The sequence below is a fragment of the Mycobacterium sp. genome (assembly GCF_052144515.1).
GTDB lineage: Bacteria > Actinomycetota > Actinomycetes > Mycobacteriales > Mycobacteriaceae > Mycobacterium.
In genome coordinates, this window is record NZ_JBKQQD010000371.1 from 1 (window position 1) to 25,934 (window position 25,934).

At 64.9% G+C, this 25,934-nt stretch carries 18 protein-coding genes and 5 pseudogenes; 12 read left to right on the forward strand and 11 right to left on the reverse strand.

The annotated features are described in order from the left end of the window. Window positions 1-343 precede the first annotated feature (343 nt). Complete coding sequence (locus tag ACLP9N_RS24180; RefSeq protein WP_442409760.1) at window positions 344-1,213, reverse strand: universal stress protein; 870 nt, start codon at window positions 1,211-1,213, stop codon at window positions 344-346. 304 nt (window positions 1,214-1,517) lie between these two features. Then, window positions 1,518-1,793 (reverse strand): annotated as a pseudogene (locus ACLP9N_RS24185) (hypothetical protein); the annotation flags it as partial. Between ACLP9N_RS24185 and ACLP9N_RS24190 the strand changes: the two are divergent. From ACLP9N_RS24190 to rpiA, 12 genes are all read left to right on the forward strand, one after another. Next, a complete protein-coding gene (locus tag ACLP9N_RS24190; RefSeq protein ID WP_442409774.1) occupies window positions 1,791-1,958 on the forward strand; it encodes a hypothetical protein in 168 nt (55 codons plus the stop codon). The pseudogene ACLP9N_RS24185 and the gene ACLP9N_RS24190 overlap by 3 nt on opposite strands. A 407-nt stretch (window positions 1,959-2,365) precedes the next feature. Continuing rightward, window positions 2,366-4,807, forward strand: coding sequence for a phosphoketolase family protein (locus ACLP9N_RS24195; protein ID WP_442409773.1), 2,442 nt, complete (start codon window positions 2,366-2,368; stop codon window positions 4,805-4,807). Between the two features lie 103 nt (window positions 4,808-4,910). Continuing rightward, window positions 4,911-5,663, forward strand: a complete 753-nt coding sequence (gene atpB, locus ACLP9N_RS24200; protein ID WP_424076418.1) for a F0F1 ATP synthase subunit A — start codon at window positions 4,911-4,913, stop codon at window positions 5,661-5,663. Between the two features lie 63 nt (window positions 5,664-5,726). Continuing rightward, the gene (locus tag ACLP9N_RS24205) at window positions 5,727-6,284 is read left to right on the forward strand and encodes a F0F1 ATP synthase subunit B (RefSeq protein WP_424076431.1); all 558 of its coding nucleotides are present in this window, start codon (window positions 5,727-5,729) and stop codon (window positions 6,282-6,284) included. Window positions 6,285-6,289: 5 nt separating this feature from the next. After that, window positions 6,290-7,630, forward strand: a complete 1,341-nt coding sequence (locus tag ACLP9N_RS24210; protein WP_442409761.1) for a F0F1 ATP synthase subunit B/delta — start codon at window positions 6,290-6,292, stop codon at window positions 7,628-7,630. 59 nt (window positions 7,631-7,689) lie between these two features. Beyond that, window positions 7,690-9,372, forward strand: coding sequence for a F0F1 ATP synthase subunit alpha (gene atpA, locus ACLP9N_RS24215; RefSeq protein WP_442409762.1), 1,683 nt, complete (start codon window positions 7,690-7,692; stop codon window positions 9,370-9,372). 6 nt (window positions 9,373-9,378) lie between these two features. Next, complete coding sequence (locus tag ACLP9N_RS24220) at window positions 9,379-10,302, forward strand: F0F1 ATP synthase subunit gamma (RefSeq protein WP_442409763.1); 924 nt, start codon at window positions 9,379-9,381, stop codon at window positions 10,300-10,302. 103 nt (window positions 10,303-10,405) lie between these two features. Beyond that, the gene (gene tkt / locus ACLP9N_RS24225; protein WP_442409764.1) at window positions 10,406-12,472 is read left to right on the forward strand and encodes a transketolase; all 2,067 of its coding nucleotides are present in this window, start codon (window positions 10,406-10,408) and stop codon (window positions 12,470-12,472) included. A 47-nt stretch (window positions 12,473-12,519) separates the two neighbouring features. After that, window positions 12,520-13,593, forward strand: coding sequence for a transaldolase (gene tal, locus ACLP9N_RS24230; RefSeq protein ID WP_442409765.1), 1,074 nt, complete (start codon window positions 12,520-12,522; stop codon window positions 13,591-13,593). Between the two features lie 12 nt (window positions 13,594-13,605). Continuing rightward, window positions 13,606-16,038 carry a glycoside hydrolase family 65 protein gene (locus tag ACLP9N_RS24235; RefSeq protein ID WP_442409766.1) on the forward strand — a complete coding sequence of 811 codons (2,433 nt, stop codon included), beginning with the start codon at window positions 13,606-13,608 and terminating at the stop codon, window positions 16,036-16,038. A 79-nt stretch (window positions 16,039-16,117) separates the two neighbouring features. Next, the gene (gene pgi / locus ACLP9N_RS24240) at window positions 16,118-17,743 is read left to right on the forward strand and encodes a glucose-6-phosphate isomerase (protein WP_442409767.1); all 1,626 of its coding nucleotides are present in this window, start codon (window positions 16,118-16,120) and stop codon (window positions 17,741-17,743) included. Between the two features lie 29 nt (window positions 17,744-17,772). Continuing rightward, window positions 17,773-18,426: a ribose 5-phosphate isomerase A gene (gene rpiA / locus ACLP9N_RS24245; RefSeq protein WP_424076425.1), complete on the forward strand. Its 654-nt coding sequence runs from the start codon at window positions 17,773-17,775 to the stop codon at window positions 18,424-18,426. A 356-nt stretch (window positions 18,427-18,782) separates the two neighbouring features. Here the strand turns inward: rpiA and ACLP9N_RS24250 are convergent. The 9 genes and pseudogenes from ACLP9N_RS24250 to ACLP9N_RS24290 form a co-directional block, all read right to left on the reverse strand. Further along, window positions 18,783-19,124, reverse strand: a pseudogene (locus ACLP9N_RS24250) (transposase); the annotation flags it as partial. Between the two features lie 121 nt (window positions 19,125-19,245). Next, the gene (locus ACLP9N_RS24255; RefSeq protein ID WP_442409768.1) at window positions 19,246-20,874 is read right to left on the reverse strand and encodes a transposase; all 1,629 of its coding nucleotides are present in this window, start codon (window positions 20,872-20,874) and stop codon (window positions 19,246-19,248) included. 177 nt (window positions 20,875-21,051) lie between these two features. Next, window positions 21,052-21,288 carry a hypothetical protein gene (locus tag ACLP9N_RS24260; RefSeq protein WP_442409769.1) on the reverse strand — a complete coding sequence of 79 codons (237 nt, stop codon included), beginning with the start codon at window positions 21,286-21,288 and terminating at the stop codon, window positions 21,052-21,054. Window positions 21,289-21,291: 3 nt separating this feature from the next. Next, complete coding sequence (locus ACLP9N_RS24265; protein ID WP_442409770.1) at window positions 21,292-21,645, reverse strand: DUF6788 family protein; 354 nt, start codon at window positions 21,643-21,645, stop codon at window positions 21,292-21,294. 109 nt (window positions 21,646-21,754) lie between these two features. Then, a pseudogene (locus tag ACLP9N_RS24270) lies at window positions 21,755-22,027 on the reverse strand (DUF5372 family protein); the annotation flags it as partial. Then, window positions 21,933-22,349 carry a reverse transcriptase N-terminal domain-containing protein gene (locus ACLP9N_RS24275; RefSeq protein WP_442409771.1) on the reverse strand — a complete coding sequence of 139 codons (417 nt, stop codon included), beginning with the start codon at window positions 22,347-22,349 and terminating at the stop codon, window positions 21,933-21,935. The pseudogene ACLP9N_RS24270 and the gene ACLP9N_RS24275, both read right to left, overlap by 95 nt. 670 nt (window positions 22,350-23,019) lie before the next feature. Then, window positions 23,020-23,595, reverse strand: a pseudogene (locus ACLP9N_RS24280) (class I SAM-dependent methyltransferase); the annotation flags it as partial. A 127-nt stretch (window positions 23,596-23,722) separates the two neighbouring features. Beyond that, a pseudogene (locus ACLP9N_RS24285) lies at window positions 23,723-24,588 on the reverse strand (cyclopropane mycolic acid synthase family methyltransferase). Between the two features lie 230 nt (window positions 24,589-24,818). Continuing rightward, a partial coding sequence (locus ACLP9N_RS24290; RefSeq protein ID WP_442409772.1) for a KasA/KasB family beta-ketoacyl-ACP synthase occupies window positions 24,819-25,934 on the reverse strand: 1,116 nt, incomplete at its 5' end.

Consider the following 25,934-nt stretch of genomic DNA (forward strand, 5'->3'; position numbering starts at 1 on the left):
CTACTCTTCTTCACGGCGGTCCCCTTGCTGTTGGTGTTCTTTGGCGGAACGCCCGACACCTACCACACGGCAGGAATCAAGCGGGGGACCGCCACCTCAACTTCCACGAGACCCGGGACAACCTCTCATCGTTGATTCAATGCCCTTACCGCGCTGGGAAGGGCCATGAAGATTCTGCCTTCGACGATCTTTGTCAGCATGCCTGCGGCCTATAGGCCATCCCGCAGGTCTTGTTTGACCCTGCATCGCGAACACGATTCCGCGGCCGGCACAAATCGCCGAGCACGGTCGAGTACGTCAAGTGCGGTCAAGTTGCCGCACCAGGCAGATCAGCCCCGCGACGTCAGCGGGGCCGCACCACAATCACCGGGACTTTCGCCGACTGCGCTACCGCCGAGCTGACCGAGCCCAACAGCATGCCCGCGAATCCGCCGCGGCCGTGACTACCCACAACCACCACCTGACTGTGTTCAGACTCCTGGCGCAGCCAACGGGCCGGGTCGTCACGCACAACCCGTCGATGCACCTGCACGTCGGGATACTGCTGCTGCCAGCCGGCCAGGCGTTCGGTGAGGAGTTCGCGTCCCTGATTTTCGTGCTCGGGGCAGTCTTCGGTGAAGATCCCGACATCGCTCCAGGCGTGCAAGGCCACCAGATCAACGCCCCGGCGCGACGCCTCCTCGAAGGCAAGTGCGGTGGCCGCTTCGGAGGCAGGCGATCCCTCGATGCCTACCAGCACCGGCGCATCGGCCGCGGGGGTTCCCTCGGCATGCACGATCGCGATCGGCCCATGGCCGTAGTGAAGCAGGCCCATAGCGGCCGAGCCGAGCAGCAGCCGGTCGAACACACCATGCCCGCGACAGCCCACCACGGTCAGCAGCGCCTGCCTGGATTCATTGACCAGTGCCGCCACGATGTTTGAATAGAGCATCCGGGTGTGCACCTCGGGGTGGCTGGACCCGGTCAAGCTGGCCTCAAGTGTCTTGCGTGCCCGCTCGACGACGTGGCCGGCGTTGTCGTGCTGCCACCCGGTGATGTTGCCCTGGATCCGACCCACGGGCCAAGCAACAACCAGCGGGGCGACGACATGGACCAGAACGATCGGCGCAGCGCGCAGCGTCGCTTCACCGACTGCCCAACGGATGGCCGCGTCTGATCCCGCCGATCCGTCTACCCCGACCACTATCGCGTTTTTCGCTGTGGTCTCTGACATGGCGCAACTCCTTCGACTGGGTATCAGCGACTTTCGCGATAGCCACAACGCTACCGCCCACCGCCACCTCGGCCAGCGCCCAACGGACACCGGCGGCAGGACATTTTAGTCCCGACTTAGTCCCGACTCGGAGCTCCGACGCACGCCGCTTAGGCCTCGACTGCCAGTCATTGGCCTCTTAACCGCTGTTTGGCACCAGCGCCCGCTGAGCTCTCACGCCAGCACGTCTCCTCCGCCACTCACCGGGACGCTTCACGAGGCGCCGAGCAGTTCCTTCGGACACCCCGGCAGGGCCGCATGGTGCTCAACGACGAGGGCCCGTTCGGCTCCCGTCCCGCCGCGTCGAGGTGTGGGCCCGCCGGCCCTCAGCCGGTGGGCTGCATCGATGACGCGGCAGGATCGGCGGTCGGCGCGTCTGGCCGCCACGAATGCAGCGAGCGCCGTGGTGGCGGTAGACATCGTCGAGCGAGCTGGCCTGGCCGAAGCGGGAGACACCGAGCGCGGTCGCCCGGACCTGTCTGATGTTCGCCAGGAACGCGACAGCGTGGGGATGCCCATCGAGGACGGTTAGGTTGGGGTGGCGCGTTCCGGGGTCACTGAAGCCCTTGCTGCCGCCGACCGGCTGGAGCAAGCCGGGCTGTCTGCTGACGTGATCTGCGTGACCAGCCCCGGACTGCTGTTTCAGGCCTGGCTCGCCAAGGCCACCGTCCGGAGAGACCTGGATCCTCGACCGTCGAACCCATGACCTGAGCTGCACTTCTGCGGTAGAGCCCCGCAGAATTACGCGAAACCACGGCTGCTTACGAGAAATCATGTGGGGTTCCGCAGGAGGTGTTGGCGGCAGCACACGGACGACCACGATCCGCCATACCTACTCGAGGTAGAGACATCAGGCATCCAACGTGGGCCAAAGGTCCCTATCGCGAGCGATCGGCATCAGCGACCCTGGTCGGTGCAAGAGATCACCGGGCGGGAGGGTGCGACATGCACGACCCACCGCACAATCGGACCAGTCGACGCTGCCCTTGCGCCGCTGCCCGACAAATGCTACTGGCTCGGTTGCCGGCGGAGCAGCTGATCGCCGCCCGGGCCGCCATCGGCCGGCTGGTCGACATCAGGAAAAGGAGCTGACGGATGTCCGAGGTGGACAGCATGGGTGCAGACACGTCAGCGGACTTCACAACTGGTGGCGGTCGCGGCGAGACGCTCGCACCCGAGCCCTATGTTCTCAGCGACGTACCAGGCCCGTTGACCCGCCATGAGCTGGTCGCCATCGACGCGTGGTGGCGCGCCGCGAATTACCTCGCGGTGGGTCAAATCTACTTGTTGGATAACCCGTTACTGCGCGAGCCGCTGCAACCGCAGCATATTAAGCCGCGGTTGCTGGGGCATTTCGGCACGGTTCCCGGGCTGAACCTGGTGTGGGTGCATGCGAACCGCCAAATCATCAACCGGAACCTCAACGCGGTGTTCGTGGCCGGCCCCGGTCACGGTGGGCCGGGGCCGAACGCGTGCGGCTGGTTAGAAGGCACCTACTCCGAGCTGTACAGCCACATCAAGCAGGACGAGGCCGGCATGGCGGCCTTTTTCCACCAATTCTCCTTCCCCGGTGGGGTGCCCAGCCACTGCGCCCCGGAGACACCGGGATCCTTTCATGAAGGAGGCGAGCTGGGGTATTCCCTGCTGCATGCCTATGGGGCGGCGTTGGATAATCCGCACCTGACGGTGTTTTGCGTCGTCGGTGACGGTGAGGCCGAAACGGGGCCGTTGGCCACCAGCTGGCATGCGCACACGTTTATCAACCCGGCCCGCGATGGTGCTGTCCTGCCGATTCTGGCGCTCAACCAATACAAGATCGCCAACCCCACCATCCTCGCGCGCATCCCCGAATCCCGACTACTGGAGCTGATTCGCGGCTGGGGCTACCACCCGCACGTGGTCGCTGGCGATGACCCCGCCGCGGTGCACCAAGCGATGGCCGCCACGCTGGACGCCTGCCTGGACCGCATCGCCGAGATCCAGCAGGCCGCGCGTCACGACGGTGCCAGCGGCGGGCAGTTGTGGCCAATGATCGTCCTGCGCACCCCGAAGGGCTGGACATGCCCCCCGGTGGTGGACGGTCAGCAGGTGGAAGGCACGTTCCGCGCGCATCAGGTACCGCTGCCGGAGGCGCGGACCGACGAGTCGCACCGTCGCGTGCTAGAGCAGTGGATGCGCTCCTACCGGCCGGGCGAGCTGTTCGACGACAGCGGGCGGCCCGCCGGTGAGCTGCTGGTGATGGCCCCGGCCGGTGCGCGACGGATGAGCGCCAACCCCGTTGCCAACGGTGGCGGGCTGCGCGACTTGCAGCTACCCGATTGGCGTACATACGGTGTCGGCGTGACGGTGCGGGGAGCCGCCGCACATGAGGCCACTCGAGTGCTCGGCGGATTCCTGCGCGATGTCACCACCGCCAACCCCACCAACTTCTTGACGTTCGCTCCAGACGAGCTGGCCAGCAACCGATTACAGGACATCCTGGAGGTGACCGGGCGTGACTGGCAAGCTGAAATCGGGCAATTCGATGAGAAGCTCGACCGCAACGGGCGTGTCATCGAGGTGCTCAGTGAGCACATGTGCCAGGGGCTGCTGGAGGGCTATCTGCTCACCGGGCGCCACGGTGTGTTTACCTGCTATGAGGCGTTCATCCACATCGTCGATGCGATGTTCAATCAGCATGCGAAGTGGCTCGAGGCCAGCGCCCAGGTACCGTGGCGGCGCCCGATCGCCAGCCTGAACTATCTGTTGTCCTCGCATGTATGGCGCCAGGACCACAATGGGTTCACCCATCAGGACCCGGGTTTTCTTGACGTCGTGGTGAACAAGCGCGCCGAGGTGGTGCGGGTGTATCTCCCGCCGGACGCGAACACGCTGCTGTGTACCTACAATCACTGCCTGCGCTCCAAGCACTATGTGAACGTCGTCGTTGCGGGCAAACAACCCCAGCTCGACTGGCTGACCGTGGACGAGGCGGCGCTGCATTGCGCCCGCGGCGCTGGCATTTGGGAGTGGGCCGGAAATAACGACGACCAGGGGACGGTGCCCGATGTGGTGTTGGCCTGCGCGGGTGACATTCCGACGCTGGAAACTCTTGCTGCGGCGGCAATCCTGCGCGAGCGGCTGCCGAAGCTGCGGGTGCGGGTGGTCAATGTGGTTGACCTGATGCGGCTGCAGCCCGAGGCCGAGCACCCCCACGGCCTGCCTGACACCGAATTCGACACCCTTTTCACGAAAAGCAGCCCCATCATTTTCGCCTTCCACGGCTACCCGTGGCTGATTCACCGGCTCGCCTACCGGCGCACCAATCATCAGAGTCTGCACGTTCGCGGCTACAAGGAACGCGGCACCACGACAACGCCGTTCGACATGGTGATGCTTAACGACTTGGACCGCTACCGCTTGGTCATCGACGTCATCGACCGGGTCCCGACCCTGTGCACCACCGCCGCCGCACTGCGCCAAGACATGGTCGATGCCCGGCTGAGGGCCAGAACCTGGACCCGCGAGCACGCCGCTGACATTCCCGACGTCGCCGACTGGACATGGCCCGGATAACGACCAACCTTTGTCCTGCACCGTCAATTGGGGATGGTGCATAACCCGAACAACCGGGTATGGTGTATAGCCCGAACAACTGGAGCGCGGACGGTGCGAAGCAATGACTGAGACAATCCTCGCCGGCGCGACAATCGAAGTCGGCCACCACAAGACGGCCGAATGGTTCGGCTTCACCGTCAATGTCGACACCGTGTTGTCGACCGTGATCGCGGCCGCGGTCGTCGTCGCGCTGGCCTTCGTCCTGCGCGCCAAGGTCACCTCCTCCGGCGTTCCCTCCGGGGTGCAGCTGTTCTGGGAAGCGATCACCATTTTCATGCGCGACCAAATCGAAACCACGATCGGGATGCGCATCGGATCATTCGTTGTGCCGTTGGCCGTGACGTTGTTCACGTTCATCCTTATCGCCAACTGGCTGTCGGTGGTGCCGCTGCAGTACCACGATTCGACGGGTGTCCACGAGTTGCTTCAGGCCCCGGCCTCCGACATCAACTTCACGCTGGCACTGGCAGTGTTCGTGTTCCTCTTCTACCACGCGGCGGGCATCTGGCGGCGCGGTTTGTTCGGGTACCTGGTGAAGCTGGTGAAGGGCCACATCGCATTGTTGGCACCGATCAACCTCATCGAGGAACTGTCCAAGCCGATCTCCTTGTCACTCCGTCTCTTCGGCAACATGTTTGCCGGCGGGATCCTGGTCGCGCTGATCGGACTGTTTCCGTGGTACGTCTTGTGGCTGCCCAACGCGATCTGGAAGAGCTTCGACCTGTTCGTCGGCGCTATCCAGGCCTTCATCTTCGCGCTTCTGACGATCTTGTATTTCAGCCAGTCGATGGAACTGGACGAGGAGAGCCACTAGTGAAGATGCGAACGTGCCGCCGCGCCGTTTTTCACCATGTCGGTCGAGAGGTCGGTGACGACGATGGGTGAACACACCGTTACCCTGCTGGCGGCCGGGCAAGGCGGTAGCAATAACTTCCTGATGCCCAATGGCACTTTCTTCGTCGAGCTGTTCATCTTCTTGATCGTGCTGGGCGTGATTCGGGTTTTCGTCGTACCGCCGGTGATGAAGGCGCTGGGCGACCGCGATGCCATGGTTCGCGAGACTGTTGAAGACGACAAGAATTCCGCCGGTGTGTTCGCCGCCGCGCGCGCCGACTACAAAGCAGCGATGGGTAAGGCGCGCAACGGGGCTTCGGGTATCCGAGACGAGACTCGTGCTGAGGGGCGCAAAATCCTCGAGGAGATGCGCACCCGGGCGTCCGACGAGGCCACCCAGGGGCTGCAGCGGGCTTCCGAGCAACTCGAGCAGCAGGCCGACGCGACCGCTGACAATGTGCGCGCGTCGGTGGACAGGATGTCGAAGACGCTGGCTCGCCGCATCGTCGGCGCGGACCGCGCTACCTCGATCAGAAGCGCAGCCGCAGGGGGACACGGCACTGCCGAAACGACCGGGACCACAACGGCGCCCGGACGGTAACGGCGATGTCGACATTCATAGGAAACCTTATCGGATTCGCCGTCATCATCTGGCTGGTGCGGCGTTACGTGGCTCCGCCGGTGCGACGATTGATGACCGGCCGCCAGGAGCAGTTGCGCAAGCAGTTCGAAGAAAGTGCCGAAGCCAAGCGGCGGTTGGCCCACGCCAGGGATGCGCACGCGGACGCGGTCGAAGAGGCCGAGGTCAAAGCGCAGCGACTCATCGAGCAGGCACAAGCGGATGCCCGGCGCCTCGCGGAGCAATTGCGCGCACATGCGGAGGCGGAGGCGGAACGCGTCAAAGCGCAAGGTGCTCAGCATATTCAGCTGTTCTACGCCCAGTTCGTCCGCCAGCTGCGGAAAGACGCAGGCACGGAATCCATCCGTCGCGCAGGCGAATTGGTGCGCGATCAGGTGTCCGACCGGCAGGAGCAGTCGTCGACTGTCGACCGCTTCCTCGACGATCTCGATGCGATGGCCCCGTCGAAGGCGGCGGTCCTCGAGGATCCGGCCACCACGAGAATGCGCTCAGCCAGCCGCAAGGCGCTGTGCACGCTGGTCGACCGGTTCGACGAAGTGGCACACGCACTTGACGGACACGAATTGTCTAGTCTGTCCGATGATTTAGCTGCGGTGGCCGACCTGCTGACTCGCCAGACGAGCCTGACCCGCCACCTGGCCGACCCCGCCGACGACCCGGCGCCGAAGGTCAGCCTGCTGGAAGAGGTGCTGGGCGGCGAGATAGGCGATGCCGCCCTCGAGGTGTGCAAAAGCGCGGTGTCGGCCCGCTGGTCGGCCGGTGCAGACCTGGTCGACGGCATCGAGCACGTGGCGCAGCTTGCGCTGCTGGTACGCGCCGAACGCGACGGGGTGGTCGACGAGGTTGAAGAGCAGCTGTTCTGGTTCGGCCGTATCCTGGACGCTCAGCCGCGTCTGACTATACTGCTGAGCGATTACACCGCGCCGGCGTCGAGCCGCGTCAAGCTGCTCAACGACATCCTCGAGGACCCCTTCGACGTCAATCCGCTTATGGCACAGCTACTTTCGCAGACCATCGAGCTGCTGCGCGGTCAGCGCGCCGACGAGGCCGTCATGGAGCTGGCAGAACTCGCGGTAGCGCGACGCGGCGAATTGACCGCCCATGTCGTTGCTGCCGCCGAGTTGAGCGACAGCCAGCACAGCCGGCTGACCGACGTGCTGAGCCGCATCTACGGCCAACCGGTGTCGGTGGTGTTGCGCATCGACCCCGACGCCCTGGGCGGTCTGAACATCAGCGTCGGTGACGAGGTGATCGACGGCACGCTGTCGTCGCGGCTTGCCGCGGCCAAGGCCCAGTTGCCGGACTGAACCCCGCGAGCATAAGCCTCCCGACCGACAGCACCACGAGAGCAGGAAGGCGGAATACCATGAAAGAACTGACAATCTCCGATGAGTACATTACGGGCAAGATCGACGCGTACGTCTCCAGCTTCACCACCGACACGGCGCGGGAGGAGATCGGCACGGTCATCGATGCCGGGGACGGCATCGCCCACGTCGAGGGGTTGCCGTCGTTGATGAGTCAAGAATTAATGGAGTTCCCCGGCGGGATACTGGGCGTGGCTTTGAACCTTGACGCGCACAGCGTCGGCACGGTGATCCTGGGCGACTTCGAGAAGATCGAAGAAGGCCAGCAGGTCAAGCGAACCGGCAGCGTGCTGTCGGTTCCGGTCGGCGACGGCTTCCTCGGCCGGGTGGTAAACGCGCTCGGGCAGCCCATCGACGCTCGCGGCGACATCGAAGCCGAAACCCGCCGCGCGCTGGAGATGCAGGCCCCGTCGGTGGTGCAACGCCAGGGCGTCAAGGAGCCACTGCAGACCGGTATCAAAGCCATCGACGCGATGACGCCGATCGGTCGCGGCCAGCGCCAGCTGATCATCGGCGACCGCAAGACCGGCAAGACCGCGGTCTGCGTCGACACCATCCTCAACCAGCGCCGCAACTGGGAAAGCGGCGACCCCAAGCTGCAGATGCGCTGCGTCTACGTCGCCATCGGGCAGAAGGCCACCACCATCGCCGCCGTGAACCGCGCGCTCGAAGAAGGCGGCGCGATGGACTACACGACCATCGTTGCCTCGCCGGCGTCGGATTCCGCCGGTTTCAAATGGCTTGCCCCGTACGCGGGTTCGGCGATCGCGCAGCACTTGATGTACGACGGCAAGCATGCGCTGATCGTTTTCGACGACCTGTCCAAGCATGCCGATGCGTATCGTGCGATCTCGCTGCTGCTACGCCGTCCCCCTGGGCGCGAGGCCTACCCGGGGGACGTGTTCTATTTGCATTCACGTCTGCTGGAGCGCTGCGCCAAGCTGTCCGACGAGATGGGTGGCGGCTCGCTGACCGGCCTGCCGATCATCGAGACCAAGGCGAACGACATCTCGGCCTACATTCCGACCAACGTCATCTCGATCACCGACGGACAGTGCTTCCTGGAGACCGACCTGTTCAACCAGGGTGTGCGCCCGGCGATCAACGTCGGCGTGTCGGTGTCGCGGGTGGGCGGGGCAGCGCAGATCAAGGCCATGAAGGAAGTTGCCCAGTCGCTGCGCCTCGATCTGTCGCAATACCGCGAACTGGAGTCCTTCGCCGCGTTCAGTTCTGACCTGGACCAGACCACCAAAGCGCAGCTGGAACGCGGCGAGCGGCTGGTGGAACTGCTCAAACAGCCGCAGAACCATCCGATGCCGGTCGAGCAACAGGTGGTCTCCATCTTTTTGGGCACCAAGGGGCACCTGGATTCGGTGCCTACCGGGGATGTGCGCCGGTTCGAAACCGAGTTCCTCGACCATGTCCGTGGGTCCCATGAGGACATCCTCGACGAGATCCGAGAGTCCAAGAAACTCTCCGACGACGTCGCCGAGAAGTTGACCGATGTCATCAACGACTTCAAGAAGGGTTTCGCGCCGTCCGGCGGCGGCTCGGTGGTCCCCGAAGAGCACATCGAGGCACTCGACGAAGAAAAGCTCGGCATACAAGCGGTACCTGTGCACAAGCCAAGACCGCGCCTGCCAAGGCTGCCAAGGCCGCCCGCACCGCCGAAGAGGAAGTAGCCACCCATGGTTGCCACACTGCGAGAGTTGCGCGGGCGCATCCGCTCTGCCGAGTCGATCCAGAAGATCACCAAGGCTCAGGAGATGATCGCCTCGTCACGCATCGCCAGGGCGACCGCCCGGCTAGAAGAGGTCCGCCCGTATACGTTCGCGCTCCTAAAAATGCTGACCGACTTGGCCGACGAAGCGGCGCTGGATCATCCGCTGCTCGTCGAGCGGGCCGAGCCCAAGCGGGCCGGTGTTCTGGTGGTGGCGTCCGACCGCGGGCTGTGCGGTGCGCACAACGCCAACGTGTTTCGGCGCAGCCAGGAGCTGTTCTCGCTGCTGCGCGAGAAAGGCAAAACCCCGATTCTCTACGTCGTCGGCCGCAAGGCGCTGAACTATTTCACCTTCCGGAACTGGGACATCAGCGAGTCGTGGACCGGGTTTTCCGAGCACCCCAGCCATGAGAACGCCGTCACCATCGCCTCGACGCTGGTGGACGCGTTCATGGTCGGTGCCGGCGACGAAGGCGAGGTCCCGGGGGCCGACGGCGTCCTCGGCGTCGATGAGCTGCACATCGTGGCCAGCCGTTTCGAATCGATGGTCAGCCAGCCGGTCGAGGTAGTCCAAATCGCGCCGATGGTGACGGAGGTCGTCGAGGAGTCCGGGCCGCGCACGCTGTATTCGTTTGAGCCGGACGCCACGACGTTGTTCGCGTCGCTGCTGCCGCGTTACGTCACCAGGTGCGTGTACCTGGCCCTGCTGGAAGCGGCGGCATCGGAGTCGGCGTCGCGCCAGCGCGCGATGAAGTCGGCCACCGACAACGCCGACGACCTCATCAAGGCCCTGACGCTGCTGGCCAACCGCGAGCGGCAGGCCCAGATCACCTCGGAGATCATCGAGATCGTCGGCGGCGCAGACGCTTTGGCCGAAGCCGCAGACAGCTAAGTACTACAGGAAGCGAAACGACTATGACTGCCACCTCCGAAAGCCGACAGCCGATCACACCGACCCATCACCGGCCGGGTGGTCAGGGTCACCGGGAGCTCAAGTGAGCACCACGACCGCCCACCCGGACACTATCGCGATCAACACGATCCGGACACTGTGCATGGACGCGATCCAGCGCGCCAACTCGGGCCATCCGGGCACACCGATGGGGGTGGCCCCCGTCGCCTACACGTTGTGGCAGCGGTTCCTGCGCTTCGATCCCGCCGATCCGATCTGGCCAAACCGGGACCGGTTCGTTTTGTCGGAGGGCCATGCGTCAGCGCTGCTGTGGTCGTTACTCCACCTGAGCGGCGTCCACGCCGTGGACCCCGACTATGAGATTCTCAATCGGGCCGCAATTACTCTCGACGACCTCAAGACGTTTCGTCAGCTCGACTCTCGCTGCCCCGGCCATCCCGAGTACCGCTGGACAAGCGGCGTGGAAACGACCACCGGGCCGTTGGGCCAAGGGGTGGCGACCTCGGTGGGCATGGCGATCGCCGGGCGCTGGCTGGCGCAGCGCTACAACCGCGACGAGTCGACATTGTTCGATTTCGACGTTTATGCCCTGGCCGGCGACGGCTGCATGATGGAGGGCATCTCCGCAGAGGCCGCGTCCTTGGCTGGTCATCTCGGGCTGGCGAATCTGTGCTGGATCTACGACTCCAACCGCGTGACGATCGAGGGCCACACCGACATCGCGTTCACCGAGGATGTCGCGGCGCGCTTCGTGGCCCACGGCTGGAACGTCACCACCGTCGCCGACGCCAACGACACCGACTCGATCGATCGAGCGCTGCACACATTCAAGGCCGAGGGAGCCCGGCCGACCCTGATCGTGGTGCACAGCCACATCGGGTACGGCTCGCCGGTGGAAGACTCGCCCAAGGCACATGGGGAGCCGTTCGGGGTGGACGGTGTGCGGGCGACCAAGCGGTTCTTCGGCCTGCCCGAGGACGCCGACTTCTACATTCCCGAGGGAGTCTACGACTGTTTTGCCTCCGGGATCGGCGCGCGCGGCAGGGCTGCCCGCGAGGCGTGGGAGGCGATGTTCGAGCGCTACCGCGAGACCCACCCCGACCTCGCCGACGAGATCGAGCGCATCCAGCGGCGTGACCTACCCGACGGCTGGGAGAACGCGCTGCCCACCTTCGGCGCCGATCCCAAAGGCATCGCGACCCGCGAGTCGTCCGGGCAGGTGCTGAACGCCGTGGCCCAGGCCGTGCCCTGGCTTGTCGGCGGTTCAGCCGACCTGTCCCCGTCCACCAAGACCAGGCTCGCATTCGACGGCGCAGGTGACTTCCAGGCCGCGCAACCGGGCCGGAACCTGCACTTCGGAATTCGCGAGCACGCTGCCGCAGCGATCACCAACGGCATGGCGCTTACCAAGCTGCGCCCGTACTGGTCGGGCTTTCTAATCTTCTCCGACTACGCCCGCGGGGCGATCCGGCTCTCGGCGCTGATGGAAATCCCGGTCCTGCACATTTTCACTCACGACTCGATCGGTGTCGGAGAAGACGGGCCCACCCACCAGCCGGTGGAGCAGCTGATCTCACTGCGGGCCATACCGGGCCTATTGGTGTTCCGCCCCGCCGATGCCAACGAGGTCGTCGAGACCTGGCGCATCGTGACCGCCGTGCGGCACGAGCCCGCCGCCCTGATCCTCTCCCGCCAGGCGCTGCCAACCCTCGACAGGAGCACTTTTGCGCCGGCGACAGGAGTCGCCAGAGGCGCCTACGTGCTGGCCGAGGCCGACACCGAAACACCGGACGTCATCCTGCTCGCTACCGGTTCGGAGGTGCATCTCGCGCTGGCCGCCCGAGAAGAGCTGCAGGCCGGCGGCGTCGGCACCCGCGTCGTGAGCATGCCCTGCTGGGAACTCTTCGATCGCCAGCCCCGGCAGTACCGCGACGAGGTGCTACCGCCATCGGTGACGGCACGTGTGGCGGTAGAGCAGGCGTCGACCCTGGGCTGGGACCGCTACGTCGGTGACGGCGGCGCGGTGATCGGGATGCACACCTTCGGGGCGTCGGCACCGCTGAAACAGTTGGTCAGCAAGTTCGGCTTCACCCCGGACCGGGTCGCGCAACGCGCGCGCGATTGCGTGACCGCGAGCCGCCAGCAATAACCCCCACGAACGCGCCGCCCCGAAACGCGGCACAGGAAAGGAAAATCGTGAACGCCACCGAGACCCTGCACGAGCGGGGACAGAGCCTGTGGCTCGACAACATCACCCGCAGCATGCTCGACGACGGCACCATCGGTAAATACATCGACTCCTACTCGGTGACCGGGCTGACCTCCAATCCCGCCATCTACGACAAGGCCATCGGATCGGGCGACTATGACGACGCGATCCGGGCCACGGCAGGCCGGGGGTTTGCGCCCGAGGAGCTGTTCTTCGATCTGGCCATCGAAGACCTGCGCCGCGCCGCCGACTTGTTCCTGCCGATCCACGAAAGGACCGACGGAGTCGATGGGTGGGTCTCCCTGGAGGTCTCCCCCCTGCTCGCTTACGACAGCGCGAGCACCGTGGCGGCGGCCAAGACCCTGCACGCGCGCGCCGGGCGGCCCAACCTGTTCATCAAGATCCCCGGCACTCCCGAGGGCCTCCCGGCGATCACGGAAGCCATCGCGGCCGGTGTCCCGGTGAACGTCACGCTGCTGTTCTCCACCGACCAGTACCTGGCCGCGGCGGATGCCTACCTGAAAGGCGTTGAGCGCCGGGTCGCCGACGGCCTCGACCCGGCTGTGGGCTCGGTCGCGTCGGTGTTCATGTCGCGCTGGGACACCGCGGTGGCCAAGCAGGTGCCCGCCGAGCTGCAAGGCAAGCTGGCCCTTGCGGTGGGCCTCGACGTCTACCGCGCCTACCGGCAACTGATGGACTCCGACCGGTTCCAGCGGCTGGAGAACGTCGGGGCCCGAATGCAGAGGCTGCTGTGGGCCAGCACCAGCACCAAGGACCCGGCCACCCCCGACACCCTCTACGTGCACGGGCTGGCCGCTCCGTTCACCGTCAACACCATGCCCGACGCCACCCTTAAGGCCTTCTTCGACCACGGCGAGGTAGGGGACCCGCTGCCGGCCGACGGCGGCGACGCCGATGCGCTGCTCGCGCGGTTCACCGAAGCGGGCGTCGATCTGGGCGAGCTCGCGACGCAACTGCAGCGCGACGGGGCCAAGTCCTTCGTCGATGCCTGGAACGAGCTGGTGGGCCGGATCGACGCCCAGACGTCCGCGGTCGCCTGAACAGCGCACCAGATGATCACCGACGAGACGTTCCCAGTCGAGCCGTGGCACCTTCGTGAAACCGAGCTGGACATGAGCTTGCTGGCTCAGGCGGAGTCGTTGTTCGCGCTATCCAACGGCCATATCGGCTTGCGCGGCAACCTCGACGAGGGCGAGCCGTTCGGCCTTGCGGGCACATATTTGAACGGCTTCTACGAGACACGGCCGTTGCCCTACGCCGAGGCCGGCTACGGCTATCCCGAAGACGGTCAGTCTCTCATCGACGTCACCAACGGCAAAATCATCCGATTGCTCGTCGATGACGAACCGCTTGACGTGCGCACCGGTGAATTGGCCGAGCACCAAAGGGTTTTGGATATGCGCGCGGGCACGCTTGCCCGGCTGGCGCGGTGGCGCTCCCCGAGGGGCAAGCAGGTCAGGGTGACATCGACCCGGCTGGTGTCGCTGACGCAGCGCAGCGTGGCCGCCATCGAATACGACGTGGAGGCGCTTGACGAATCCATGCTTATCACCGTGCAATCCGAGCTGGTGGCCAACGAGGATCAGCCGGCGCCGTCGGCGGACCCGCGAGTCGCGGCGGCGTTGGACAAGCCGCTAGAGCCGGTGGGCCACGAGAAATCCGAGCGGGGCGCAGTGCTGGTGCACCGGACGCGGGCGAGCGGGTTGACCATCGTTGCGGCGATGTCTCATGAGGTGGTGGCGCCCGGGCGGGTCGAAGTGGTCGGCGACGTTGGCGCCGACTGGGCGCGCACCCTCGTGATCTGTGGCCTGCAGCCGGGCGAGCACCTACGCATCGTGAAGTATCTGGGCTATGGCTGGTCGAACCTGCGGTCGTCGACCGCGCTGGTCGACGATGTCGCCGGCGCGGTGGCCCAGGCCCGCTTTACCGGATGGCAGGGGCTGTGCCAGGCGCAGCGGGCCTGTCTTGACGACTTCTGGGACTGCGCAGACGTCGAGGTCGAGGGCGACCCGCAGTGCCAGCAGGCGGTGCGCTTCGGACTGTTTCACTTGCTTCAGGCCAGCGCGCGCGCCGAGCGGCGGGCGATCCCGGCGAAGGGCCTGACCGGCGACGGCTATGACGGGCACGCCTTCTGGGACTCCGAGGGGTACGTGCTTCCCGTGCTCACCTATACCGCGGCGTATGCCGCCGCCGACGCGCTGCGGTGGCGGGCCTCAATTCTGGATATGGCGCGCCAGCGGGCGGCAGAGCTCGGGCTGAGAGGGGCGAGCTTTCCATGGCGCACCATCGCCGGGCAAGAGTGCTCGGGGTACTGGCCGGCCGGCACGGCGGCCTGGCACGTCAACGCCGACATAGCGATGGCCTTCGAGCGCTACCGCATCGTGACCGGCGACGAGTCGCTGGAAGCCGAGTGCGGACTGGAGGTGCTCGTCGAGACCGCCCGACTGTGGCTGGCATTGGGGAATCACGACCACTACGGGGTATGGCATCTCAGCGGGGTCACCGGCCCCGATGAGTACACGGCAATGGTGCGCGACAACGTGTTCACCAACCTGATGGCCGCACACAACCTGCGCACCGCGGCCGATGCATGCGGGCGGCATCCCGAGGCGGCAGGCGCGATGGGCGTAACCTCCCAGGAGACTGCGGCGTGGCGGGATGCCGCCGACGCGGTGTGCGTGCCCTACGAAGAGAAACTGGGTGTGCACGAGCAGTGTGCGGGATTCACCACATTGCCGGAGTGGAACTTCACCGCAGACACGGCCTATCCGCTGCTGCTACACGAGCCCTACGTGCGGCTGTACCCGTCACAGGTGGTTAAGCAGGCCGACCTGGTGTTGGCGATGCATTGGCAAAGCCACGCGTTTTCCATCGACCAGAAGGCCCGCAACGTCGACTACTACGAGCGGCGCACGACGCGCGATTCGTCGCTGTCGGCGGCCACGCAGGCGGTGCTGTGCGCCGAGGTCGGTCACCTCGAGCTGGCCCACGACTACACCTATGAGGCGGCGTTGCTCGATCTTCGCGACCTCAACCACAACACCCGCGACGGCCTGCACCTGGCGGCGTTGGCTGGAGCCTGGACGGCGTTGGTGTCGGGGTTTGGCGGTTTGCGCGACGATGAGGGGGTGCTGGCGTTGGACCCGTGCCTGCCCGACGGCATCACCAGATTGCGGTTCCGACTGCGCTGGGGGGGCTTTCGGCTGACCGCCGACATCGGCCACGCCGAGGTCACGTACCTGCTGCGCGACGGGCCGGAGGGCCAGCTGACCATCCGCCACGCCGGCTCTCGCTTGGATCTGAGAACCGATTCGCCCACGACGATGCCCGTGCGGCCGCGGGTTGCGCTGCTGCCGGCCCCGCCGCAGCCGCCTGGCCGCGCGCCCCTGCGACTCGCGGGAAAACATGGCGACGACGGTGCCAATGCTGGGGGCAATTGCAGCGCGACGGGGCCAATTCCTTCGTCAATGCCTGGAATGAGCTGATGGGCCGGATCGAGACGCAGACGTCCGCGGTCGCCTAAACAGCCCACCTGGACCGCCATGCCAAGAAGGGAGTCAAAACGTGTCGATTCCGCCGTTGCGTGAGCGCCCGGCGTACGAGGCTCTTGCCCGACACCACTCGAAGATGGAGGGCCGCCATCTGCGAGAACTTTTCGCCGAGGACGCTACCCGCGGCGAGCGGTTCTGCGCTAAGGCCGCCGGGATCTACCTCGATTACTCGAAGAACCGCATCACCGAGGAGACTCTGAGCCTACTGTTTCAGCTGGCGCGGCAGTCTGAGTTCGAGCAGCGCCGCGACATGATGTTCGCCGGGGAGCGGATCAACGTGTCCGAGAACCGCTCGGTGCTGCACGTGGCGTTGCGGATGCCGAAAGGCACATCGCTGATAGTCGACGGGGTCGATGTCGTCGCCCAGGTGCATGAGGTCCTCGATCGGATGGCCGATTTCGCCACCAAGATCCGTTCGGGTGCCTGGAAGGGGCACACCGCCAAGCCGATCCGCAATATCGTCAATATCGGCATCGGCGGATCCGATCTAGGGCCGGTGATGGCCTACGAGGCGCTGCGCCACTACACCCACCGTAACCTGACGTTCCGCTTCGTCTCCAATGTCGATTCCACTGACTTCGCGGAGGCGACCAGAGACTTGGCGGCGGAGGAAACGCTTTTCATTGTGTCATCGAAGACCTTCGGAACCCTCGAGACGATGACCAATGCCACCTCGGCCCGCGACTGGGTGATCAGCCAGCTCGGCAACAACGCGGTCGCAAAGCATTTCGTGGCCGTTTCGACCAATGCCGATCGGGTATCTGAGTTCGGCATCGATACCGCGAACATGTTCGGCTTCTGGGATTGGGTCGGCGGGCGGTACTCAATGGACTCCGCCATCGGCTTGTCGACGATGGTGGCCCTGGGCCCGGAGGGGTTCGGCGAGCTGCTGGCCGGCTTCCACGCGATGGACGAGCACTTTCGCACCGCCCCGCCGGAGAAGAACCTGCCGATGCTCATGGGTCTGCTCGTGGTGTGGTACGTGAATTTCTTTGGGGCCCAGTCGATCGGCGTGATGCCCTACGACCAGTACCTCAAGCGTTTCCCCGCCTACCTGCAGCAGCTAACAATGGAGTCCAACGGCAAGCACGTCACCATCGCCGGCACCGTCGTGGACTACCAAACCGGCGCGGTGTATTGGGGCGAACCGGGCACCAACGGCCAGCACAGCTTCTATCAGCTAATCCACCAGGGAACAATGCTGATACCGGTCGACCTTATCGGCTTCTGCAAGAGCCTCAACCCACTGCGCGACCACCACGACATCCTGTCATCGAACGTGTTCGCCCAGGCCCAGGCGCTTGCCTTCGGCAAAACCGAGGAGCAGGTCCGCGCGGAAGGAACCCCCGAGGCCGTGGTGCCACACCGGGTCATGCAGGGCAACCGCCCCACCAACGTGCTGCTGGCGCAGAAGCTGACTCCGTATGTGCTTGGCGCGCTGGTCGCTCTGTATGAGCACAGCGTTTTCACCCAGGGGACCATCTGGAACATCGACTCCTTCGACCAATGGGGTGTCGAGCTGGGCAAGCAGCTGGCGTTGGCGATCATCCCCGAGCTGAAGAGCGCCACCGAGCCCGAACTCGGCCACGATTCGTCGACTAACGCGCTCATTCGCCACTATCGGACACTTAAAGGGTAAGGAGAGCGAACATTTCGACTGCCACGCCCATGGGCATCGAGCGAGAGAAGCAGGTCGCGGCGGAGGCGGCAGCAGATCTGGTTGAAGACGGCATGACCGTCGGGCTCGGCACCGGCTCGACGGTGGCGTTTTTGCTCCCGGCCCTGGCACGCCGAGCGCTCGACATTCGTTGTGCCGCTACGTCGCCGCGCACCGAGCATGCCGCCCGCGAGCTGGGCCTGGAGGTGGAGGCACCGCAGGACATCGAACATTTCGATGTGGCCATCGATGGCGCAGATCAGATCGCCCCCGACGGGTGGCTGGTGAAGGGCGGCGGCGCCGCGCATACCCGCGAGAAAATCGTCGCGGCAGCCGCGGATCGCTTCACAGTCATCGCCGACTCGTCCAAGCTCGTCGATGCTCTGCACGGCCCCATCCCGCTCGAGCTGCTGCGCTTCGGGCTCCGCGCCACGATGCGCCGGATCGCACCGGCCTCGTTGCGCGATGTCCCGCTAAGCCCAGACGGCGGCGTGATCGCCGACTACCAGGGACCAGTCACCGACCCGGCAGCGCTGGCCGCCTGGTTGGCCTCCACACCCGGTGTTGTCGAGCACGGCCTATTCCCGCCCGAGATGGTGGCAACCGTCCTGGTGGGCAGGGGAAGGTCGGTCGACCGAATCGACTTCACACACAGGGCCCGATAAGCCGACCGATGAGAGGCACGGTGCGGCGGTGGTGATCGCGGCCTGGCGCCGCAGCCCGAGTCAGCAACCACCCCGATCACGCCACTGCCGTGGACCTGCCGGCCTCGCGGCCCAGCAGCGCGATATCGACCAAGCAGTCCCCACCCGGCTGCCAACGCGATTGCCAGATCGTGTCCCCCCAGCCTTAATAGCCGCGAAGAATCCGGCGACGCAGACGAGCCCTGCGGCACGACGATAGCGACCCGGTCACCGCGGGCGTAACTTGCTGTAGCCGCCCCTATTCCGGTTGCGACGAAGGGCGCGCCGCATTTGAGCATGAGCAATCGTCAATAACTGGGAGCCTGTGGATCGGCGTGTTACGCGGCTCGGTGCTCACCTCCTGATTCGTCGGGTCGTTCGAGGAGTTTGCCGTCCTTGAATCGGGCGCCGGGGCGGACGAGGGCCACCAGGTGGGGTGCGTTGAGCAGCCTTTAGCGGCGCTGGGCGGACTCGATGAGTTTGAACGCCATCGCAACACCGGCCGCGCGGGAGCCGGGGCCTTTGGTGACCCGGTGGCGCAACCGTACGGTCGTGAAGGTCGACTCGACCGGGTTCGTGGTGCGCAAATGCACCCAATGCCCAGCCGGGAAGTCGTAGAAGGCGAGCAGCACATCGAGATCATCGGTGATCTTGGCGGCGGCTTTCGGCCACTTCGCCCCTAGGACGCTGCTGATGTAGTGCCTCCTGGTGGGGTTGGTTCGACGGCGTGTCGACGGCGTTCGAATTTTGACCCCGGCGGCGGTTGAGAATTGGCCCCTGGGTACCAGGCGGGTGTTCGGGTCAGGCGATGGCCCAGCCGGTTGCGCCGTGGTGCAGGCCCAGGGTGGCCAGGCGAGCCAGGTTGATGGCACCGGCTCGGGCCAGGATGTCGGTCAGGATGCGTTTCTTGCCGCGGCACCGAGCGTTTCGGCCGCCCCAGGGGCGGCGGGTGAAGTGGCTGATCTTACGTTCCACCACGGGCCGATACGTTCGGTAGTCCTGCTGCCAGCCCGGATCCCGTTGGCGCGTTTTGGCGTGCTGCAGGGCGGCTTCATGTGGGTGGATGCTGATCACCCGTCCCCGACGGGATTTGGTGCAATCGGCCCGCAGTGGGCAAGTCCCGCAGAGCGCACCGAAGCGTGCGACGCGGTTACGCAGGCCAGTGCGGATGGCCACGCTGTGGTGAGCCGGGCAGGTGACGGTGCCGGCGGCCAGATCAATCGTGAACCGATCTTTGGAAAAGCCGTTGGCGTTGCGCACCGGGGGCACCTTGGTGCGCATGTCATGTCCACGTGCCGTCTGCTCATCCAGGGTGGCCCCATCCGCGTAAGCCGAATCTCCATACACCTCAAAGTCTTTCAACTCTGAGCCGCCGGCCGAGGCGCTCCCGCCGTGCTCACCGGCCCCAGCTTCGGTGTCGGCAGGTGCGCCAACGCCGCGATGGTTCAGCAGTTCGTCGATCACCTCGCGGTCGGCAGCGTTGGCCGGCGTTACGGCGACAGCGGTGATCAGCTCCTCGTCGGGATCGACCGCGAGATGGGACTTGTAGCCGTCGAAAGTCCGGGCCCGTGACTTGTGCCCGTGGCGGGCCTGGACGTCAACGGTGGAGATCAGCCGATCGCGGGCCACCCGCCGGGCGATCCGAAAGATCCCGTCCTCGCCGGCCTCGACATCTTGGCCGGCCACCAACCCCAGCAGCTCAGCAGCCTCACCCAGCGGCCCGGCCAACTCGCGGTCGTCCAACACCGCCAGCGCGGCCTGAGCATCCTTTACCAGCGCATCCACCAACGCATCGCGGGCTCTCGGGTCATCCCAGTCACACGGCGGCTTACCCACGCTGGTGTAGTCATCATCACGGGTCAGCACCGCGCGCAGCCCGGCAGCCAACGCCGCATCGGCGCGGTCCGCCGCCGACAACACCCGCCGGATCGCGGCCCGCAATTGAATCACGGTGTCCTGAGTGGCCACCGCGTCAAACAACGGGGTGGAATCCAGCACCCGGCGCCGCCCCCGCAACAACCCGGCCGCGGCCGCCGTGGCATTGACATCGTCGAACAACCGCCGCGGCCGCTCCGAAGCACGCAGCCGATTACGCATCCCGACCAGCACCGTGGGATGAAACGCCGCCGCATCCACCGTCAACCCGGCAGCCGCTTTCCACCGCAAATCAAAGGCCAACCGGTCACAGGCCTCCCGATCCGACAATCCCTCGTAGGCCTGCAGCAGCATCACCGTGGCCACCACCCGCGCCGGCACGGTCGGACGGCCCAGCGTCGACCGCTTGAACAAATCAGCGAAGTAATCGTCGCCGAACAACGCAGCACCATGCTCAGCCAGCAGCCGATAGACACTGCCCTCAGACAGCTGATCACCCACCAACAACAACACGTCATCAAATGAGCCCTGCCAGGTTTCACGCCCTAAAGCCACACACCGATCCTGGCCGCACACCCGCGCCAAACCCGCTCAGGCACGCCGAAACTCGCGCAACTAAATCAGCAGGGTCCTAGTCGGCCGCGAACGCCTTCGCGGCTTTTGTTGCCTGCTGTTTGTTTTCGGCGTTCTAGATCTCGGCCAGTGCTTTCTTGGCGCCCGGATGGGCCGATTTCAGCAGCGCGGCAAGGACATTGCTGATCTTGTGCCACCAGCACCGCTGATGATGCCGACAGGCCCTGCCCCGGATCCAAGGAACTGTTCGAGCGCCGGTCGCGGTGCAAGTTGGTGATCTTCGCCTCGCTGTTCACCGCCGCCGCCCAGACTCGCCATCGTCATGTTGGCCAGCACCATCACCGCTTCGCCCCGAAAAGCCATGGCGAGCACGGGACTCGGCGCGGCAGCGGTCATCGGCTACGTCAGTTCCCGCCTGCCCAGCAGCTCGGTGTTGATCGCCGAAATCTCGGCCACCACCGCCTCGATCTCGGTACCGGTATGCACGCAGCGGCGCACCACATCCAGCAGCGCCGCGGGCACATACCGCAGCCGCCCCCGACCAGCCGTCTTCGGCGCGAAGTAGACATAGGGGCCATGCGGTTCGCCCTCGGCGCAGCGGCAGCCGGCCTTGCCGCACCGCCGGGTCTGTTCCACCAGCGACCCGGTCAGCAGCAGCTCCGCGTCGCCGAGCCGGGCCACCAACCGACGCCGCCGCGCCAGCAACGACTGCGTGGGCAGACTCGACAGATCGTTCTTGTGTGTAATAATCACACAAGAGTATCTCGCCACCAGGCATGACGATCAACAACCCCGGATCGCGCGTGTCGGCACCGAGCGCGGCCAACCCCTCGGCCGACAACCGATGCCGCCGCACCGGGTCACCGCGGTCAGTCCACGCCAGCGGCACCGTAATCTGGCCACTGACACCGCCGGAACACACGAATACCGTGTCCCCGGCCCGGCGCTTGAGGTAAAGAACCTCCAGCCGCTGACCGATCAGCGGGTGGAACGAATGAGTGACGACAACGAAACCCAAATCATCACTGGACGACGCGGCACTATGCCGCCTCCGTCGGAATACCGAGCGGACGCTGCTTGCCGCCGGCCTTCGGAATGTACACGCGCCGAACCGGCATCGGGTCCCAGCTCGCACGACTGCGGTGCACGCGCACTGCCATATCCGCTCGCTCCGGCGACGACAAGGCAACCTCGCCGTCGATACCCGCCGTCCGACGCCCGGCATTGCGCTGGGTGACCTGCCGCACGCTCATCAGCGTGTTCGACCACGACCCCAGCATCAGTTTCTGCAGCGACCGGACCGTGGCCCAGTCCTGCTCCCGCGTCGCCTTGAAGATCCTGCGTCGCAAGGGGATTACGTTCTGCTCATGAGCACGCCAGTCGACGAAATCCCACTCCACAGCGACGTCCTCGGGTCCGTTCACCACGACGGTGTCCAACTTGCCCCTTCGGTTCATCAGGCCATCAGCCTCGGTGTTCAAAGGCTCACCTGCCCACGTCAGCACCCTTTCGAGTCCGGCCGCTCGGACCGGCATCCGGCCGGTTCCCCACGACGACCGCCTGGAGCAGCAGCCACGCTGTCGCGAGTCCCGTCGCCTTTCGGCCACCGGCATCCGCTTCCTGGGCATCCTGTCCCCGCCGAGGGGTTCCGCCCCTCTTACGATCGGCCTACCGGACCGACTCGGCCCGGACCCCGACGGGGTTTCCACGTTCCACGCACACGAAATACGGCCGGGGTGGGCGCCCCCTATACCCCGAGGCCAGCGGTGTTCCCACGACCGGCTCTCACTCCCCGGTCGCCGCTTGCCGCCGCTTCCAGCGGCCAGGCCCTATCACCCACGTATTCGTCCCGTCTTCCAAGGTTAGAAATAACGAAGCATCATCAGGAGTTCACTCACGTTCACCCGCCCGGCCTTCCCCTCGCCCGGTTGCTCCCCCAGACGGAACAGGGGCCCTTAGGCTTCTACCCTGGGCTTCGCACCCCAACGGACAGACCCGTCGACGCACGCCAGGGCGGGGATCGATCTTGAACACTGATCGAGAACTACGCATCCGGCATGACCGGCCTCCAATCTGCGCGTTCACTCGCTATGCGCGACCTCGTGTCGCACGTGAGGATTTTCTTTGCCGAAGCAGCGTCATCGTCGTCTTCAGCCCCAGCTGCTCGGCCTCCTCGGTACTGGGCACCACGATCGAATGCAGCAGCATCACGCCATCGTCGGGCAGAATGTTGTAGCACATCTTGAAAAAAATCGTCGTAGCGGTCGAACCTGCCGACGCCGTCGGCGAAGTGCTCGAACGCGCCCAGCGACACAATCCGGTCCACCGGTTCGTCAAACTGCTCCCAGCCCTGCAGCCGCACCTGATTGGACCGCGGGCTGTCCATCTCGGCGAACGTTTGCTCGTCGTCGGCCAGCTGATTCTCGCTTAGCGTCAGCCCGATCACATTGACGTCGCACTTCTCGATTCGCGCCTTATGGTGGAGCGCCGGCTGCAGCCAATGTCGAGCAGCGTCATGCCGGGCTCCAGTCCCGGCTTGCCCAACGACAGATCGACCTCGGCGCGCTGGCCTCTTCCAGAGTCATGTCGTCGTATTCGAAGTACGCGCAGCTCTAGGTCATCGTTGGGTCGAGCCACAACCGGAAGAAATCGTTGGACAGGTCATAAGTGCGAGTGGACGTGCTCGACGTTCGACGTGAGGTCGGGTTTACTCGAGCGTGCCTACTTGTGCGATGAACGCAGATGCGATACGTCACCTCGGGTCGACCCAAATTCCGGTCCAGCGTCGCGTCCGCACCCGCCTGCTGCTAGCAGTTCCCAGTGTAGGCCGCTACTTAACCAGGGTGAACTGACCAACGTTTGAGATTCTCTTGCGGAAGAGGTTTGCACAGCCGGTCAGATAGTGCATATATCGGTCATAGACCTCTTCAGACTGAATGGCGATTGCGCGGTCGCGATTGGCATCCAGATTTGCTGCCCACGCGTCCAAAGTTCGCACGTAATGCGGCTGCAGCAATTCGATCTTCTCGATCAAGAACCCGGCGTCCTGCGAATTCTCCACGATATCCCCTTTGCCCGGCATCTCTCCACCGGGGAAGATCTCTGTCCGGAGAAATCGAAAGAAGCGCAGATCACTCATTGTCAGAGGGATGCCCTTCTCATGCAATTCACTTTGCGGATAGCTGAAAATGCTGTGCAACAACATCCGTCCGTCATCGGGAAGGATGTCGTAGGCACGTTCGAAGAACGCGGCATACCGCACCTTCTTGAAGGCGTCGAAGGCCTCGATGGTGACGATCCGATCGACCTTCTCGTCGAACTCTTCCCAGCCTTGCAGGCGCGCCTCGACATTGCGCTTCGTCGGAATCTTGGCGAGCTTGGCCTTGCTGCACTCGTAGTGATTGCGGCTCAGCGTGATGCCGATGACATTGACGTCGTACTTCTCGACCGCCCGGACCAGCGCCGAGCCCCACCCGCAGCCAATGTCGAGCAATGTCATCCCCGGCTCTAGGTCCAGCTCGCTCAGCGCCAGATCCAACTTGGCGATCTGAGCCTCTTCGAGGGTCATGTTGTCGCGCTCGAAATATGCGCAGGTGTAGAGTAGGTCATCGTGGGGTCTAACAATAACGAGAAAAATTCGTCGGAAATGTCGTAGGTCGATTGCGACTCTTCATAAAACGGTGTCAACTTAGCCATGCGACGACTCCGCAGCCCTCTTTCGTCCGGACGCCAAGTACCCTCTTTGTGTATTAATCACCGTCTGTCCTGCTCGGCGGCTAATATTCTAGGTCAGCTTGGGCGTCCGGCCGTGGTGCTTTCCGGCCGACGTCGTGTGCTGCGCCACACGGGGCATTGCAGCACGGCGGCACGCGACTCCCGTCGATCCGTTGCAGCCGAACGTGGCCACCCCTCGTATGTAGATCAAGTCAGTATCTGCCGAACGCAAGCGCGACGTTGTGCCCGCCGAATCCAAACGAATTGCTGATTGCGTAGTTATAGTTGCCCGTTCGCGGCTCCCCAGCGACCACGTCTAGATCGATCTCCGGATCGAGGTTGACCAGGTTCAGCGTCGGTGGGATGACCCCGTCGCGCAGCGCCATCACAGTCAGGATGGACTCGACCGCCCCGACCGCACCGACCGAATGGCCGAGGGCCGCCTTGGGTGCATAGACCGCCGGCTTATGGCTACCCATCGCAATGTTTATCGCCTTTCCTTCGGCCACGTCGCCGACAGTGGTGCCGGTGGCATGCGCGTTAACGTGGTCAATATCGGCGCGAGTCAGCCCAGCGAGCTGAATCGCCCGTGTCATCGCGTACCCGGCCTGTTCCCCGTTCGGATCCGGGGCCACCATGTGGTAGCCGTCAGAGGTGATGCCGGCACCCATCAGCCGCGCGAGGATGGTCGCGCCGCGCACTTTGGCGTGCTCCTCGCGCTCGATCACCATGAGCGCGCCGGCCTCGCCGAACACGAAGCCGTTGCGGTCCTTGTCGAACGGCCGACAAGCGCCGACCGGATCGTCGTTGGTGGTGGACAACACGATGCGCATCGCAGCGAATGCGGCGATGGGCACCGCCTCAATCTTCATCTCGACGCCGCCGCAAATCGCCACGTCGGCGTCGCCCAACACGATGCTGCGCCACGCGTGGGCGATGGCCTCAGCTCCGGACGCGCACGCCGACACTGGTGTCAACACCCCGGCCGTGGCGTGGCGCTCCAGCCCAACCGCGGCGGACGCGGCGTTGGGCATGTACTTCTGCACACCAAGCGGATACACCGCCTTAATACCGCGTGCCCGCATCTCGTCGTAGCCCGAGACCAGTTCCTCTGTAGAGCCCCATCCCATCCCGGTGCCTATCGACACCATCAACCGCTTGGAATCCACTTCCGGCGATCCGGCGTTCTCCCACACCCGACGACCCAGGATCGTGGACATCTTCCCTAGATATGACAGCCGACGCAGCTCCACCCGCGTCAGCTCATGATCGAAATCCTCCAGAAGATGCCCGCCGATGCGAACCGGAAGGTCAAATTCCTCGACGAA